The 16,741-nt window shown below is 43.9% G+C and carries 10 protein-coding genes; 7 read left to right on the plus strand and 3 right to left on the minus strand.

The genetic code is table 11. The features are described from left to right. Window positions 1-109: 109 nt before the first annotated feature. Window positions 110-1,090: a hypothetical protein gene (locus GJS45_RS03945; protein WP_162340163.1), complete on the minus strand. Its 981-nt coding sequence runs from the start codon at window positions 1,088-1,090 to the stop codon at window positions 110-112. A gap of 346 nt (window positions 1,091-1,436) precedes the next feature. Between GJS45_RS03945 and GJS45_RS03950 the strand changes: the two genes are divergently transcribed. Together GJS45_RS03950 and GJS45_RS03955 are read left to right on the plus strand one after the other, a co-directional pair. Beyond that, window positions 1,437-2,477, plus strand: a complete 1,041-nt coding sequence (locus tag GJS45_RS03950; RefSeq protein ID WP_162340164.1) for a sensor histidine kinase — start codon at window positions 1,437-1,439, stop codon at window positions 2,475-2,477. A gap of 468 nt (window positions 2,478-2,945) precedes the next feature. Then, window positions 2,946-3,824: a CorA family divalent cation transporter gene (locus tag GJS45_RS03955; RefSeq protein WP_162340165.1), complete on the plus strand. Its 879-nt coding sequence runs from the start codon at window positions 2,946-2,948 to the stop codon at window positions 3,822-3,824. Window positions 3,825-4,033: 209 nt separating this feature from the next. Here the strand turns inward: GJS45_RS03955 and GJS45_RS03960 are convergent, their stop codons facing one another. Further along, window positions 4,034-5,299: an aminotransferase class V-fold PLP-dependent enzyme gene (locus GJS45_RS03960; RefSeq protein ID WP_162340166.1), complete on the minus strand. Its 1,266-nt coding sequence runs from the start codon at window positions 5,297-5,299 to the stop codon at window positions 4,034-4,036. A 1,285-nt stretch (window positions 5,300-6,584) separates the two neighbouring features. Next, entirely contained in the window at window positions 6,585-10,172 is a 3,588-nt protein-coding gene (locus tag GJS45_RS03965; protein ID WP_162340167.1) for a T9SS type A sorting domain-containing protein, read from the minus strand. Between the two features lie 186 nt (window positions 10,173-10,358). On the opposite strand from GJS45_RS03965, the gene GJS45_RS03970 reads away from it, so the two are divergent. The 5 genes from GJS45_RS03970 to GJS45_RS03990 all read left to right on the plus strand — a co-directional run bounded on the left by GJS45_RS03970 (window position 10,359) and on the right by GJS45_RS03990 (window position 16,741). After that, window positions 10,359-10,706: a hypothetical protein gene (locus GJS45_RS03970; RefSeq protein WP_162340168.1), complete on the plus strand. Its 348-nt coding sequence runs from the start codon at window positions 10,359-10,361 to the stop codon at window positions 10,704-10,706. Window positions 10,707-11,291: 585 nt separating this feature from the next. Beyond that, window positions 11,292-12,083 carry a hypothetical protein gene (locus tag GJS45_RS03975; protein WP_162340169.1) on the plus strand — a complete coding sequence of 264 codons (792 nt, stop codon included), beginning with the start codon at window positions 11,292-11,294 and terminating at the stop codon, window positions 12,081-12,083. A gap of 692 nt (window positions 12,084-12,775) precedes the next feature. Continuing rightward, a complete protein-coding gene (locus GJS45_RS03980) occupies window positions 12,776-12,976 on the plus strand; it encodes a hypothetical protein (protein WP_162340170.1) in 201 nt (66 codons plus the stop codon). Window positions 12,977-13,161: 185 nt separating this feature from the next. Next, on the plus strand, window positions 13,162-13,830 hold the full coding sequence (locus GJS45_RS03985; RefSeq protein ID WP_162340171.1) for a hypothetical protein: 669 nt from the start codon (window positions 13,162-13,164) through the stop codon (window positions 13,828-13,830). Between the two features lie 424 nt (window positions 13,831-14,254). Beyond that, window positions 14,255-16,741, plus strand: coding sequence for a glycoside hydrolase family 2 TIM barrel-domain containing protein (locus GJS45_RS03990; RefSeq protein WP_162340172.1), 2,487 nt, complete (start codon window positions 14,255-14,257; stop codon window positions 16,739-16,741).

Below are 16,741 nucleotides of genomic sequence, written 5' to 3' on the forward strand. Positions count from 1 at the left end.
GAAAAGCACCCTAGTGCGATTAAATGAGGGGCAGTTGGTGCCAATGCAAAAAGAGAGTACTGGCACCAATACGAAGCTAAAAGCAAGTGGGCGGAACACTATTCATTTATCATTCATCCACAGGTACTTCTTTGACATATTGAACAATGGTCTGATAAGGCATTTTTTCTCCATATTTGGCTTTTAGCTCCTGGTATTCAGCTGCTTTTTTATCTTCCTCGTTTGGAACCAGAAACTCGGAATATTCCAGCTTTTTAACATCGAATTCATCTGTATCTTCCAAGTGAAAATCCCAGAACGATTTCATTACCTCTGCCCGGTAAACATCCGCTGTTAAAGGCTCAATCGAACTGGATGAGCTAAATTTTGAACTTTCAGAATTCTGCGAGCTGATGGTAATGCTCCTGCCTTCCACATCAATTTTGTATTCTTTATTTAAATATGCTTTTTCAACCGTTGAAAGGTTACTTTCGCTGTAAGCGGAAAAATGTTTTCGATGCTTTTTACCAAAAGCAACCACATCTTCATGAATGACCAGGTCCACGTCCATCACTTTATATGCTTTCGTTACCTTAAGTATTTCAGCGTCAGGATCCTGCTCTGATAAAACCACACTGACGACAAAAGCCTCCACCTTATCACCATACCTTTCTTTTAAAATCCCATAGTTTTCAGTTGCACCAGCCTCCGGCTTTTCCAGCGGAACAAACCTTCCCGAAATCATTATTGGGGCATCTTTACGCAAATCAAATCGGGTAAAAGAACCTTCTCTTTTAAGTTCGAATACATCGGAATCATCCATTTGTTTCAATACCATGGGGCCGCGCTCCTTTTCCCTCTGAACCTGCCAAACCGCCAGTTCCTCGCCCTGCCTTTCAATCTTGTAAACCGGGCTTTTCATTTGTTGCTCCATTTGCACCTTACGCATTCCGTTCCATTGCACGGCTTTCTGATCGTTTTCCTCAAAAAATTCATTTACCACTTCATCGTTTTCAAAAACCACTTCTCTCACCTCATAGTATTGGGCATTTATGAAAAAAGGTGCTGTCAAGAAAACGATTAAAAGGACTGTCTGCTTCTTCATCATCATTTATTGGTTTTTGGTTGCACACAATTTTTAAAATAGAAAAAAGAATGTTCTTTACCAACCCTAATCGAATGATGAAATCCTTGGATTCATCCTGGAGAAATTTGAAAAAAGAACTTTATGAATGCGTATTTGAAAGAATTTTACGATTTAGGTAAATCCAAAAATGGAAATATATTTTTTATTAAACCCAAAAAACATAATTTTATGTTTAAATATACCTAAATTGCAGCTAAATATTCTACTAAAAATAAAGTTGAATTTCTCTGGAAGTTCTGCTATTTTATATTCAGAAGGTGGGTAGGGTGTTATTTTTATTTTTAAATAAGTACCCCTAAGTTAAAATGAGATGGGCTATAAAAATGAGTTGGCAGAAGCCAACCGAAAAATCGAATTTCTTTATCAGGAAAAGGAAAAAAGGGCGGGGGAGTTGTATATCGCTAATCTGGAGCTTATCTACCAAAACGGGGAAAAGGAAAAACGCGCAGATGAACTGGTAACAGCCAATCTGGAGTTGGATTTTCAAAACGAGGAGAAAGAAAAGAGAGCGGATGAATTAATAACCGCTAACCTGGAATTGGACTTCCAAAACGAGGAGAAGAAGAAAAGGGCTGATGAATTAGCGATCGCTTACCTGGAACTTACTTTTCAAAATAGGGAAAAGGAAAGTAAAACCGAAGAACTGATCCTGGCAAACAAAAAGCTTTCGGTTCAAAAAGTCCAATTGGAGGATTTTTTCAATATTGTCTCTCACAACTTACGAGGCCCTTTGAACAATATTTTCATACTGGTGGATGATATTACCGAAAGCAAAAAGGAATCAGAAGTTGCCACACTTAAAGAACTTCTAAAAGGATCAACCGTAATCCTTAGGGAGATTCTAGATGAATTGATGGAATCTCTTCAGGTCAAATATGATTTAGAAATCAGATCGAAAAAAATTGACCTGAAAGACTATTTCTTAAAAACATGTGCAGGCTTGAGAGGGGAAATCGATCGTTCCAATGCGCTGCTTGAATGCGATTTTGATGAGTCGCTTTTTCTCCATTTTCCGCCAACGTATGTTCGGAGTATCATGCATAACCTGATTAGTAATTCATTGAAATACAAATCACCTTTACGTACGCCCCATATTTGCGTCACAAGTAAACGAGAGGGAAATAAAATGGTACTTTCTGTTGCGGACAATGGTTTGGGTATCGATTTAAACAAGCATGGCAAGGACCTGTTCAAAATCCGAAAGGTATTTCACACGCATCCAGACGCTAAAGGATTTGGTTTGTATATCACAAAATGTCAGATGGAAGCCATGAAGGGCCGAATCTGGGCCGATAGTATCCCCCAAGTGGGTAGTACCTTTTATGTGGAGTTCAATAACCAACCTTTATGACTGTAATTTCAACGGCAAAAACATCTATTACGATAGATGCTGCTCCGTAATCTAAAAACCATGACCGTGTTTGCTAACGAACCCGGCTCGAATCAGGTAGGCAGGTAAGAGATGTTTCTGAGAGACCGGTCCTGATAGCAATCAAGAGCTACCGGGATACAAAATCGGCCGGATGACCGAGATTAATCTCCTTAGTAGAAGGCGGTTTTAACATCAGAAAAATGCTCTTTTCGACAATAGCTAATGAAATAATTAGTAATATTAACTACTGATACACAGGTAGAGTTTGTGAGGGAGATCTATTCGGAGTTCGTTTCACAACCCTGATGCCCCTGGGTATCGGCAAATTTCAAGGGCATGTTGAGGGAAAATTTGATGGCGAAAAAGGAAAGGAATTAGCGCCATTTGCTGCCTAATAAAAAACGGTTGGATCAATTAGTAGACAAAGACGACAACAATTTTTCAATAATGAATAAAAAAGTAAAGGACTTTGGTCACTTTCAATGGATAGATATAGAAAATCCACTGGAAGAAAGTCTTACAGACCTTGAATTCCCTTTCCGCTTGGATATAAAATTTCTGGAAGATTCTCTTAAATCAGGGCATTTGCCTAAACTGGAAAGGACGGCTGAATATACTTTTTTGATACTTCGAGCCTATACGGCATCGGAAGATGAAAAAGCAATAGAAGTCGGTCAAATCAGTAATAAAATTGCCTTTTTTGTAAATAAGGAAGCTGTAATCACGATACACCGAGCTTCTTTTTCATTTTTAAAAAATATTCATGACAATTTTGACTCTTCAGATGAATTGGTCTTACATATTATCAATGATTTACTCCAAACCTTTGAAACCCCCATCAAAACACAATCTGAAAGGATGGATGCATTGGAACAAAGCATATTTCTTAAAGGAGGAGACGATCTATCTATCGAAAAGCTCTATTTTGAAAAGTCTAAAGCAAGGTTAACCAAGAAACTTTTGGTAATCATGCAGTCAGTGTTCCATCACTTTAAGGTTGATGATTCTTTAAATACCAACCTGCAAGATATTAAAGACACCCTATTGGATTTGACATTACGAACGGAAGAGGTGGTAGATGATGCAAATGCCTTGCTAAATTCATATATGACCTTCCAAGCCCAAAAAAGCAATGATGTAATGAGGTTGCTGACTGTATTTTCTGCGTTCTTCCTTCCTCTGACGTTTATCGCAGGTGTTTACGGAATGAATTTTGAAAATATGCCCGAACTTCGCTGGGATTATGGATATTTCCTTTCATTATTGGTAATGCTCATTATTGCTAGTGCCATTTTTATATGGTTCAAAAAGAAAAAAATAATTTGAATGCTTGAGAATCATGGAATCTGCAATGATCAATCGTGCAGACCTGGAAAACAGACCATTTATTTTCAGGACGGTTCGAAAATCCTGCGTCCTGCCACCTTCTGGTTTCGTTATTGAAAACGCTGGAGCGCAACCGATCGGACAGGGATGTCACGGGCGGCCTTTGTTGCGCCTGAGGCAGGCCGTTGTGATGAGTTCTGGGCAGTTACCTAAGCCTTTGCCTGCTCCTTACAGGCATTTACCAGCACATCCAGCTCGTCCAGCGTCGTATAGAGATTTGGGCTAATCCGACAGCCATGGACATTTGAACCGTCGATGGCAACGGTAAAAATCTTGTACTTTTCCATCAGGATTTTCGCAAAGTCAGCTGGTTTCAGGCCTTCAATGCCGACGTTTCCGATTCCGCAATGTCGGGCAGGATCCTCGGGCGTGTTTACAATTACCCCCGGAATATCCCTGACCTGGCTGGTCCAGTACGTTTGCAAATACCGGAGGCGTTCTTCTTTTCTTTTTCCCCCAATGGCATGATGGTAATCAATGGCATCACTGATGGCCAGGTCGGTATACGCCGGGTAGGTTCCAATATGGTTCAGGCGATGGATGTCGTTGGGGTCTCGCTCTCCTTCGGCAAGCAAGGGCCAGACATGCTCCGCATTCCCTTTCTTTACGTATAAGAGGCCGGCACCAAGCGGCGTGCTCAGCCATTTGTGCAGGCTTGTCCCGTAATAGTCGCAGTTCAGATCGGGTAGGTTAAACTGGAAATGGGCAAAGGCATGCGCCCCGTCCACCAACACCTGCACCCCTTTGCTATGGGCCATGTCACAAATCTTCCGGACGGGCAAGATCTGCCCGGTAATGTTGATCATGTGCGAGACCATTAGCAGCCGCGTCCTGGGGGTGATGGCAGCCGCGTAGAGCTCCACAATTTCTTCGTCGGATTGGGGCAGGTTCGGAACGGATATCACCTTGTTGACCACCCCGTACCGTTTGGCGGCCAGTTTGAACTGATTCAACATGGCACCGTAGTCCTGCTCGGCCATGACGGCCTCGTCTCCTTCCTTCCAATGAATGCCGGTAATGATCAAATCCAGGGACTCGGTGGCGTTTCGGGTGATGACCACCTCCTCGGGGCTGCAGCCGCCCAATTCCGCCAGACGGGCAGTGGTGGCCGCTTTGTTTCCCTTCCGCTCGTTTCGCATGTACCAGGATCCCTGGTAATTTACCTCCCGCACATGCCCGATTAAATTTTCAAGGGTTTCCTGCGGGACAAAGCAATAAAAGCCATTTTCCAGGTTGATGTAATCGGGTTTGAGCCGGTAACCGGCCCGGATTTCGGCCCAGAAGTCTTCGTTGGAGGCAAGTTGAGCAGGAGGGATGTGCTCATAACGGGACAGGAGCTGGCCAAAGGAATTGACGCCGGGGCTGGCCGTAACACCCAGGGCCAAAAGGTTTTTCAGAAAGGTTCTTTTTCTCATCTTCTGGAACATTTGTATAAATGTAAGAAAAAAATAACTGGGTGTAAAGGGAGTATTTCACCCCAGGGGAGGATTGGGTAGCTGAAGATTATTCCAGAGCATGTAGAGATGAATAGGTTAAAAATATGCACTTCTAAGGAAATCGGTAGATCTATTGTGCTTCGCTCAACCGTTTTCCCGCTGCAACTTTGGAACTCGAAAATCGATTTATAGATATAATTTCAGATTTAATTAAAATAATATTTTTAATATAAAAAAAAATAGAAAGAATATTCGTCTTTTATTTAGAATCAGAAAAACGGTAATCAGCTGGGTGTTGATCAAATAATTTTTTAGTGACTTATTAGTCAACAGCTCGGATGCCGCAGCCATCATAACGATTATCATTGGAAGATCCGGGTTGAACTGGCTAACATATCATACGTTTTTGATAAGATGAAGGACAGTAATCTTTTGCCGATGATTTAATTTTGAATTCTACTAACAAATTAAATAATTGTATTGTATAGAGAAGTAATACAGGATAAGCTTGTTCATTTGAATCTGAATTTAATTGAAAATAGCCAGTTCAAGTAGGGTTTTACACTGCTAATAATATAGGTTTGGTTGCCAGGGATTCGCCCTGTTTCCTCAAAATCACGGATGGTAAAACTTGCTGAAAAGAATTGACTGAGGTTACGCGCATGCTGAAGGTTGGATGGATACTGACCAGAATAGATGGATTTATTTTGAATTAATTAGGTTAATACGTTAAGTGTCTGCTTTACAATCCGATTTTTCAGCATGTGCGGACTTTGGTTGACTATCATTTATTTAAGACGAAGAGCCCTGTCAACCTGAGTTCGATTTTAATGGATGGCAATTTGGTTCTTTGGAACGGCTTTTTGCTTGATTCCGGGCCTTTTTGGAAAAAAATGTTCAACCCACTCCGGGGTTGCTGGAAGGATAGATTGGCTCCTAAACCCCGGGTTTCGCTCGGGGTTATTATTGTTGAAGCCCTGCAGGCTTCGGAGTCGAATAGGAGTTTGTTTCTTGAGCAGTGATCTGGAACCTCCTTATAACGTAATTGGACTAACGGAAAAAAACGCTATAGATGCCAATTTAGGCTGCTGCTGATTCTCTCAGTAAAAGCAGGCCTGAAGGGCCTGAACAACAATAACCGTGGGTGCAACCCGCGGAAAGCTAACAAAAACGAAGCTCCAACCCCGGCAGGGGTTGAACCTTTTTACGGAAAATAGATCGAACTTAGGTTGTCAGGTTTTTGAAACCTTACAGATTTTTTTTTCTACTCTTTTAAAAACCGGATCCGGTCCGTAAATCCGCTGTTTTCCAATTTAATAATATACAAACCGGTTTTTAGGTGAGCTACCGGTATGGGAAGTACCTTCTCGTTGGCGGGGAGTACATAGGTTCCTACCACCTGCCCATCCACAGACAGCAGGGTCACTTGGCTGGGCTCCGGGAAGGCGCGTTTTACCTCAAGGGCCGCCTGGCCTGTTGAGGGATTGGGGTTCAGGCTAACCTGCCTTTTGACTACAAAATGAACCGCATTGGTAGTCAGCAACTGACCATCGCTTCCTTTCAGGATTGCTGAAGTTTGGTAGGAACCTGGACGGAGCTGTTCCGGTAAGCTGTGCCAAGTGAGTTCATCGCTTTTTTCCCAGGATAGATTTCCCAACTTTAGGTCTTGCGTCAAGGCGATGCTTTCCGATCCATGCAGTGGGCTGCCGGTCTTTAAAATCAATTTCACCTTCCCATCTGTTTCCTCTGCGCGTAAGCTGGCCTCTTGTCGCATCCGCAGGCTGCTTGGGGAAGATTTGCCCAGTTGGATAAGCAGTGGCTTGGAAGACAGGGGTAGCAGCAGTTGGCCGTTTTCATAGCCTACAGTAGCAACTTCCCCCTGTGGGTCCAGTCCGGAAAGGTACCAGGCCGATGCTGCAGGCAATTCGTAGGGAAGGGCAAGGTTTACGGCCACAGAATCATCCCCGGTGACCGGTCTCCAGGCGATTAAATGGCTGTCTTCACCGGCTTCATTGCGCAGCAGGTAAATATAGGCCTTATCGTCTTCCTTCAATACTTCTTGAAAACGTAGGCTGGCCATTCGGTTTTGAAGTGCTTCGGCAGCGAAAAAGGACCTTTTTTCTTTAAAGTTAAAGTTGAGGGATTCCGTAAGGCCGGAGCGGTCGTAGTTTCGTTGGGAGTCCGTACTTTCCAAATCCACATTCGCATAGAAATACCAATGGGCCCGGTCAACGCCCATGCGGCTCAGCCAAAGCAGTCCTCTCACGGCATACACGGCTTGGGAAATGGCCGATACGGCTTCGCTGTTGGAAGCGGTTTCATTGGCACTGGAAGCATCCCAGCCCCATTCGGTGACGTGGACCTCCTTGCCGGGCATGTTATGATCCCGGAAGCGCAGCCCGGCAAAGAGTGCCCGCATCTCCGAAGCCGGATGCTCCGGGTGCACGGCCAGGCGAATTCCCGCTTCGTTTCGGATATAGCTGTACAGGTGCAGGTTGATGCCATCCAGGTACGGAGCAGCGGCTTCCGATAGTTTGTAGCCCATGTAATTTTTGCTGATTCCGGAATTCCCGGCCTCGGGATTGGAGGCCTGAAGCGCCGCAGGCAGCACGGTCAAGGCTGGGTCGGCGGATTTCATACCCTTTGCCATGCCCTCCAGGATAAGCCGGTAGGTCTCATTGCTGTAATCCCAGGGTTCGTTGCCAATCTCCGCGGAACGGATAAGATCCAGGTTTCCAGGTCCGAAGGTGCCGGCAAAAGCCTGTCCCAGGGCCTCCCCCGATTCGTAGGGGCTATCCCAGTCGGACTCCCGAAACCGGTCGAAGGTGTACGTCGCATCCACGGAAAACCCCTTATTTTTCCAATCGGAATATTCCTGTTCCCATTGGGTCCATTTCAGGTGCACCTGCAGGTTGTCCGGATCATAGCTGGGGATCTGATCCGGATCCGGGGTATCCCAGTGGATGTTGTGATAATTTCTGGCCTGGGAAGCCGCCCGGATAAATTTTTGAGCACCTTCGTCGGGACCCTGCAGGTTCGGTACTTTCTTTGTTCCCCAGGCCCAGACGGTATTCAGCCCAAAGAGTTCCCCGAAACTCCGGTCCTGTGGTTCTGGGGCAGGAGGGGGGCCATAGTTGCCGTATTCGTCGTAAACGGTGATTTCCTGTATGGTGGCTTTTTTATAATTTTCATCGGCCAACTGTATTTCCATCCTCAGGTAGCGGGCCGGAATGGGTTCGGGCAATTGGATCGTTTGGAAATCCAGGATGCTTGGGTCCAGGTCTTTTACCCCTACCAGGCTGTCGGGATGGTTTCCCAGGAGCAATGTAGCCGAAATGGCGGTGCCTGCACCGTTCCATTGCCGGGTTCGGATCCAGGAAACTTGCTTTTTCTCTCCCAGATCCATGGTCAGGTGCTCGGTCAGGGGCTGGCTGTAGGCCGCGATTTCCTGAATGCTGAAGGCCGAAGGAGAACTCAAATAAACTTCGGTGACCTGGTCCAGTTCGACGGTAAACCGTTGGTGCCCACTGGTACCTACCGGATAGGAAAGTTCTTTCCTTTCTCCGTTGGCCGTGGTAAGGCGTATGCTAATGGGTTCGCTGAAATTGTTCGAAATCCGCAATCCCAGACGGTGAATGGGCAGGGAAGGAACAGAAAGGCGGTACCAGGCGAGGTTTTCTCCCTCGGGTATTGGAATAGTGGGCGTACTGTTTCCCAATAAACCATCGGTAGCTTTTTCGACAGGGATCGCTCCGGATGCTTCTCCGGCCAGATGCAGGAGCACATTTTGCAGGGGATTGGAAACGTACCGGTCAGGCAGGGGATTATCGGATACCCAGGCCGTGGAAAAATCGTTGTCCAGGACCCTGGAGGCCTGATTTTGCGCTCCGGCTGCGGTGGAACTGGCAACTACACTTGCCTCTGAGGACAAGGCCGGGTAGAGACCGGCATGCGGATCCCATGTAACGGAGGGCGGGGGATTAGGGGCATTTTCCCCAAAAATTTCCAGTTCAAATACGGATACCTTCTTATAATTTTCAGGTACCAGGGTATGGGCAATTCTAACGTACCGTGCTTTTATGGCCTGCGGAAATTCGGTAATAACAAGCGAAAGGTCTGTTGGATTGAGGCTGCCTACCTGTACCAAGCTGTCCAGGTGGGTACCCATCAGCAGGGATGTTGCCGTGGCATTGCCCCAGCCGGCCCAGTGCTTGCTGTGGATTTGCTTTATCCATCGGTCCTGCTCCAGGTCAATGGTAAGGTATTCCACAGCGGCTTGCTCCAGGGCTGCCAGGTCATAGATAAAAAAGGGGGCAGTACTGGAAAGGCTGATGCTGACAATGTTTTCTACATCCGGCGTGTAACGGATCGTGGCGTTATTTTGGATGTCGGTGTAAAGCAGCAAGGTAACGTTGCCGGAGGCATCAAAAAGGTTGATTTCAACATCTTCCTGAAGGCCACCCAAACGAAGGCCCAACAGGTGGATTTTTTTTGGATCGGAGAAGAGCAGTGCTGCAGTTGCCTTACCATCGACTAGGCTGATTTGAGGAGTATAGGTACCTAATTTCCCATCGGTGGCATTGGCCAATATTGTGCCAGAGGGGCTGTTCAGGGCTTGCCCCAACAAAATATTTTGTTCCGGATTGCTGAAATAAAGGTTTGGAAAAGGATTGGCCGATACCCAGGAGGTACTGAGATTGCCGTCAATGGCTTGTTGTGCCGGGGCATTGGCTGCGGCCGAACTTGCGGTGACGGTCCCGGTCACTTTGATAAGCGGATTTTCCCCGGAAAACGCAAAAGAAGCGCTTTCGCAGAGTAGCAAAATGCAAAGGGGGAGTAATCTAAAAGGCATAGGCTAACAGGAATGAGAAGGATGACCCCGCAAGTTAAATCAAATTCCCTGAAGTTGGAATTGGTTTTTTTAGATGAATTGAAAATCGGTTGCCGATTGGCTATTGACTTTTTTAATTAAATGTTTTAACTTCCTGATAGGTAGGTAACTATATATTCTGTTTTCCCCACACTAAACAACAGGGCTATGAAGAGATTACCTCTGCTATCTCCTTACTTTGACCCGGAGGGCAGCGAAAAGAATTGGAGGCCGGCCATTAGAGCAAATTTGTTTGCCGGGATAGGCAGTTATTCCAATGATTTTGGGGGTTCGTCAACTATTCGGGATGATATCGTTCGATTCGGGGGATCTATTGAGCCAGGTATCCTATTTAACCCCCGGAAGGGATTATACCTGGGCATGTACTTCCCCTTATTCTCTTATACACAGACCCGGTTTAGCAATGAATTTACCGCAGAACCCTTTGTCGACAAGCAGTTTAAATTTGGCCTCAACAAACCCGGCCTGGGCATGGAGGTGTCGTTTAGGTTTTAGGTGGATTGTTCGTGAAGTGCCTGTCGAAGCAGTAAACATGGAAATCAGGGAAAGCCGAAAGTGCAGAGCAGAAGACACCCAACCTATCAGTAGCATATATATAGCTTCAAAACAGCATCCCCTCGTCTTAAATCTCAAGGCAACCGTTGGTGAAATCCTATTTTTCCACTATCTTGCCCGCATTGCTTATCGCTGAATCATGTTTTGTAGAATCTTTTTAAGTGGAAGGAATATCCCGGAGAGGCAGTTTTGTTAAAAAGGGGCAGCGGAGATTTGGGCAATGAAAAAGAAATTTTGTATTGTTGAATTCCAATAGCTTGTACGGAGTTAATTCTTTTTAAATAGGAACAATAAAACGAGTTAATTGGCGACCTGGTTCTGTTAATATCTATTTTAAAGTGCTCGTAATAAATAGGTTAATAGAAAGTTAGAAAACAAGGAAGGTCCGAGAAAGCCTACGGAGTCGTAGTCCAGCGGTGTTCAAATGAAATTTTTGCAATGGAAAAGTGGAGTCTAGAACCCACTAAAAAAAACGGGGCGGAAACGAAAAGCCAAACGAGTAGTATAATTTAAATTTTAAAAAAGATGAAAGTATTAAATTTTTCAGTGGTATTTTTTCTATGCTTAGGTGTCATATCTTGTAGTGAAGATGATTTTAAACCAGAAAATTCAGAAAGATTAATTACAAATGCAGAAACAGAAAACCGGAGTAATGAATGGGACATAACAGGTCAACTTCATAATGATTTTTTAGATTTTTTTATAACTCGTGATGATTTTGAAAATAGTGCTTTTCGCAGTAATTTATTGGAAATAACTAGAGAATTTTATTCTATAAATAACCTACCCTACAATGGGAATGAAATCAATGCAACATTTGATGTATTCCAAGAAATGGAAAACGATGGTGTGGATGTAGGAATAGTTTTAGACAATCAATCGTCGACTGGATGTGATTATATTCCGACATTATGCGATCTCTTCCCTTTCAATCCATTTCCAATACCAGATTTTAATTTTATAACTTCCGGTAACAATACCGATAAAGTATTAGATTTTATCGAAAGAACTAAAGAACTAGAAAATGATGTATTAAAAAATGATTCTTTTAGTGAAGAGCAAAAAGCTGTTCTGTTAGAATCTTATGCTGTTTCGAGATATTCACATCAATATTGGCATAATCAGGAAGTTTTGGGGAATGAAAGTCAGTGGGTGGACTCTATACGCGAAATAGATGTAATTGAACAAGCTTGCTCTGTTTGTAAAGCTGATTTTGTCGGAGCAGTTACAGGGGCATTTACAGGTCCTGGAGCATTGATTGGGGCTGGTGCCGCAAGTGCTGCTCAAGCATATGCTAATTGGTTGTTTGGGGAATAATAAATTTTTCTCTTTTTCAGGTGAATAAAAGCTGTTTTAGAATTCTATTGGCTTTAAAACGTTTGAAACCATGGAAAATAGTTGATTTTCTATGATTTGATTTTTAATAGCAATTAAACTTAGAATTATCTAAAACTACCCCATAAACTCACCTAAACTCAGGAGCGGGTTTGCAGATAAAATTACACTATTATACTTAAAATTAAGCCTAGTGATTTTATTGAAACGAAAGTAAGTTAAACCCGCTCCTGCATGTATAAGGCCTGACTTGAAGGGGTCACAGAGCTTTGGAACAGCTCATCGACATGCTGATGTGGGAATCCGACTTTAAACAGGTTGCATCGAGCAGCTTTCTATACAGAAGGGTTGTCAAAATGGCTGCTGCTGTTTTTGAGAATTCATGCTTAAGGGGAGGTATTTATGCGAGTTTTATCGCATTCCGGCAAGTACCGGTGGAAGGGTGTTCCCCCTTTTCCTGAACTGATTAGTTCTAAATAGAAAAAGACATGCTAAGTACGTACTTTTTTCATGTATTTATACGTATTAGTTATAATGAATCATGGATAAAAAATCAACATTGAAACTTGACAAATCCGTATTTGTACCGGATCGTTTCGGACATGGTAATAAAATATCGGGCAAACTTGGTTTATTTTAAAATATTGACCAATTTGTACCAACCTGCAAGAGTTATGAAAAAAATCAAAAGAAAATATATCGTTGACGAGGACCAAAAAAAAGTGGCCGTACAAATTGATATCGCCGATTTTGAAAAAATAGAGCAGCTATTAGAAGATCATGCACTGGGAAAATTAATGGAGGAAAATGATTCTGCTGAAAATCTAGATTTAAATGAAGCGAAAGCCTATTACGATCAATTAAACAAAACCTGATTGGGTGACTGTCCGGATTAATAAAAAATTTTTAAAAGATTTGTCCAAAATCCCCGTAAGTGATCGGAATAGGATAGCCCAATTTGTTTTTGAGGAAAGTGAAAAGATTGTTTCGATCGGATCAGAGGGAATATTTGAAAATGGATACAGACCAACTAGCCAAGGATTTTTTGCCAAAAGAAATAATGTTCAAATTGTACCGAGACATCCCTATTTGGGATTATCGACAGCAAATTGATCTGGTAAACAGCTACGCCGGGACCATTAAAGCAAGCATGGATCGGGAGGTTTTTGATATTAAACTTCATCATCAAATTGGATATTGTTACTGGCAAGGAGGAATTTACCGGCAAGCGATCGTTCATTTTGAAAAAGTAACCAACAAATTAGCCCCACATCACCATCCTTCCCTTTACTTTCAGATAGTAGGCCTTTTGATACGATGCAACCGGCAGATTCAGGAATTCCGCAAAGCACTTAATTGGGCCGAAACCGCCCTAAAGAATCAGGAGACTACTACATCCTCCTTTGAGAAATTGAATATCCTGAAAGAATATGTAGATGCGTTGAACGACTCTACCGAACCCTTTAACAAGGATTACGAACCAATCATTGAATATGTAATTGCCGATTTGGGCTTTCCGGAAACGTTAACCGATCCCATTGAGACCGTAAATGCCATTCGAACTACCCATCATATCTGGAGCCGCAAACTTTCTGATGTTGAGCTATCCCAAGCGCATCTGGAAGAAGATCAAATCATACGGGCCTTTGAAAATTACAAGCAGCACTGCCCGATTGAATGGTATCGAAATTACGCTCAGCATGCAATTGATATTAGAAATCGAGCATGACGAGTGCTCCGCTTTTTACTTAGTGTGGTAAACTGCTTCGATGAATTTTAGGCAGTTACACAGGTTGTATTTCAGTCAACATACTGTATAATATTGTCAAAATAAAGCACACCTTTTAAAGCACAAAATCCTAAAATTGAATATCCTTTTCAACCAATTAGGCAAAAGAGATTTTTCCTAACATTTATTTCCATGAAATCGAGCATGATGGAGGCGACACACAGAGGGATGATTATAAAGCATGCGAGATTCCATATGGCCACTTAAAGACAATTATAAACATATGAAATCGACCATGACGAGATCCTCACACACTGGGATCATTGTTAAACATAGGAAATTCTCCCGAATCAAGTTCGAGACAGGTTATCACGACCTTTCGTTTGGGACAACGTATGATCGTTAAGAAGCAATTATAGTCACCATGAGACAGCATTTTCAGAACTTCCTTTTTATTTTAATAACTGCTTTTTGTTTTGGCTGTGGGAATAGCAATAAATCGGAAAAACCCGGCAGGCAAAAAGAAAGCTTTGATTTTGATTGGCGGTTTTCCAGGGGAGATTTTCCGGAAGCTTCGCAGCCGAATTTTGACGATAGTGGGTGGGAAGAAATCGATGTTCCCCATGATTGGGCAATTCTGGATGAATTTTCACCAGATAATCCTACGGGCAGGCCCGGGGGCTTTTCATCAGGAGGGGTGGGATGGTATAGAAAGACCTTTTTATTAGGGGAAGAGGCTGCCGGGTCCAAAATTTCCATCGAATTTGGAGGAGTATATGAAAATAGTGAGGTCTGGATAAACGGGCATTACCTGGGACTTCGACCTTATGGCTATATCAGTTTTAACTACGATTTAACCCCATACCTGAATGTAAATGGAAACAATGTGATTGCCGTGCGGGTAGACAATTCCCAACAGCCAAGCGCACGCTGGTATACCGGTTGCGGTATCAACAGGCACGTCTGGCTGGTTAAAACCAACAAATTGCATGTTGCCCGACATGGGGTTTTTGTAACCACTCCCCATGTCACCTCAGAAAGTGCCCAAGTAGCTATCCGTACCACCATCAAGAATGATTGGGAGCACGACGAGCCATTTCAGCTGTTTCAGGAACTGTACACTTCCAGCAATGAACTGGTTGGCCAATCGGAAATAACGGCTCAGGTGGATCCCGGGAAGGACACGACCTTCGACCAAAAATTAACCCTCCTTGAGCCCGATTTATGGTCTCCCGATGATCCTACCCTCTATACCCTTAAGACCCTTTTGCGTCAAAAAGACTCCCCGATGGATGAGCTACATACACCGGTAGGCATACGCTATTTCGAGTTTTCACCGGACAATGGATTCTCCTTAAATGGAGAAAGGATGAAAATGAAAGGCGTTAACATTCATGCGGATTTAGGGGCACTTGGTACAGCGTTAAACGACCGGGTGTTGGAACGCCGGCTGGAAATATTAAAAGACATGGGTTGCAATGCCATCCGGACGGCACATTATCCCCATTCGGAGGAATTGATGGAAATGTGTGATAGGATGGGCTTTATGGTGATGGACGAAGCCTTTGACGAATGGCTGGAATCCTGGCCTTTTGGGGGAATAAAGCCGCCGGAAGGAAAAGCAAAATACGGGTACCACCTGCATTTTGACGAGTGGGCAGAAAAGGACCTCACCGAGCTGATCCGTAGAGACCGAAATCATCCGTCGGTCATTCTTTGGAGTGTTGGAAATGAAATTCCAGACGCTTGCTTTGAAATAGGGACGGAGCGATTGAAACGATTGATGGAAGTCGTTAGAGAAGAAGACCCGACCCGGCCGATTACCGCGGGTATAACCCACATGCACTTGGCCAACGAAAGTGGATTTGCCTCCCAATTGGATGTGACCGGATATAATGGAGGAGGTGGCTCTGCGTTTATGTATGAAGCAGATAAGGAGACCTATCCGGACAGAATATTTTTGGCGACTGAAGTTCCCCACTCCTTTCAAACCAGAGGAGTGTACCGGACCCACTCCTGGTACCGGGGACAAAATCCCCTGGGAGGAATAATGAAAGTTCCGAATCTTACGGAAGAGGAGGTCTTTACCGACGTGCCCAAACATTACAGTTCTTCCTATGACAATGCCATGGTACGGATAGGTGCGCGTGATTCCTGGAGGAGAACACGTGATTTACCCTACATGGCAGGCGAGTTTCGCTGGACCGGGTTTGATTATCTGGGAGAGTCGTTGATGGGGTGGCCGGCGAGATTCTGGAATTATGGGATCATAGACATGGCCGGATTCCCCAAAGACACCTATTTTTTCTATAAAAGCCAATGGACCGATGCACCCATGGTACATATCCTTCCTCATTGGAATTGGTTAGGCAAGGAGGGCGTGGAAATACCTGTGGTGGCCTATTCAAATGGTGAGTCAGTGGAGTTGTTTCTAAACGGCAAATCGTTAGGAGAAAAGGAAATGGGGGATAAGATGGACCTGGTTTGGCTGGTTCCTTATGAACCAGGAGTTTTGGTGGCTAAAGGCAAACGGAATGGTGAAGTGGTTTCGGAAATGGAAGTGGTGACCTCAGGAGATCCGGCAAAAATTCAGCTTTTGGCCGACAGGCAAACGATAAAGGCCGACAAGCAGCAAGTGGTTCATGTGGAAGTAAACATTTTGGACAATAACAACCATTTCGTTCCCAATGCTTCCAACAGGATTCAGTTTAAAATAGATGGCGAGGCAAGCATTATCGCAGTAGATAATGGAGATCCGTTAAATGAGGAAAGCTTTGATAACCCCTCACGTAAGGTTTTTAACGGAAAATGCCTGGTTATTGTAAAATCGAACGGAAAACCGGGACAGCTTACCTTAACCGCTAAAGCAGAAGGCCTGGAGGAAGCAGAAGTGACGGTTGTTACCCAATAA

Source organism: Cyclobacterium salsum (assembly GCF_010119245.1).
GTDB lineage: Bacteria > Bacteroidota > Bacteroidia > Cytophagales > Cyclobacteriaceae > Cyclobacterium > Cyclobacterium salsum.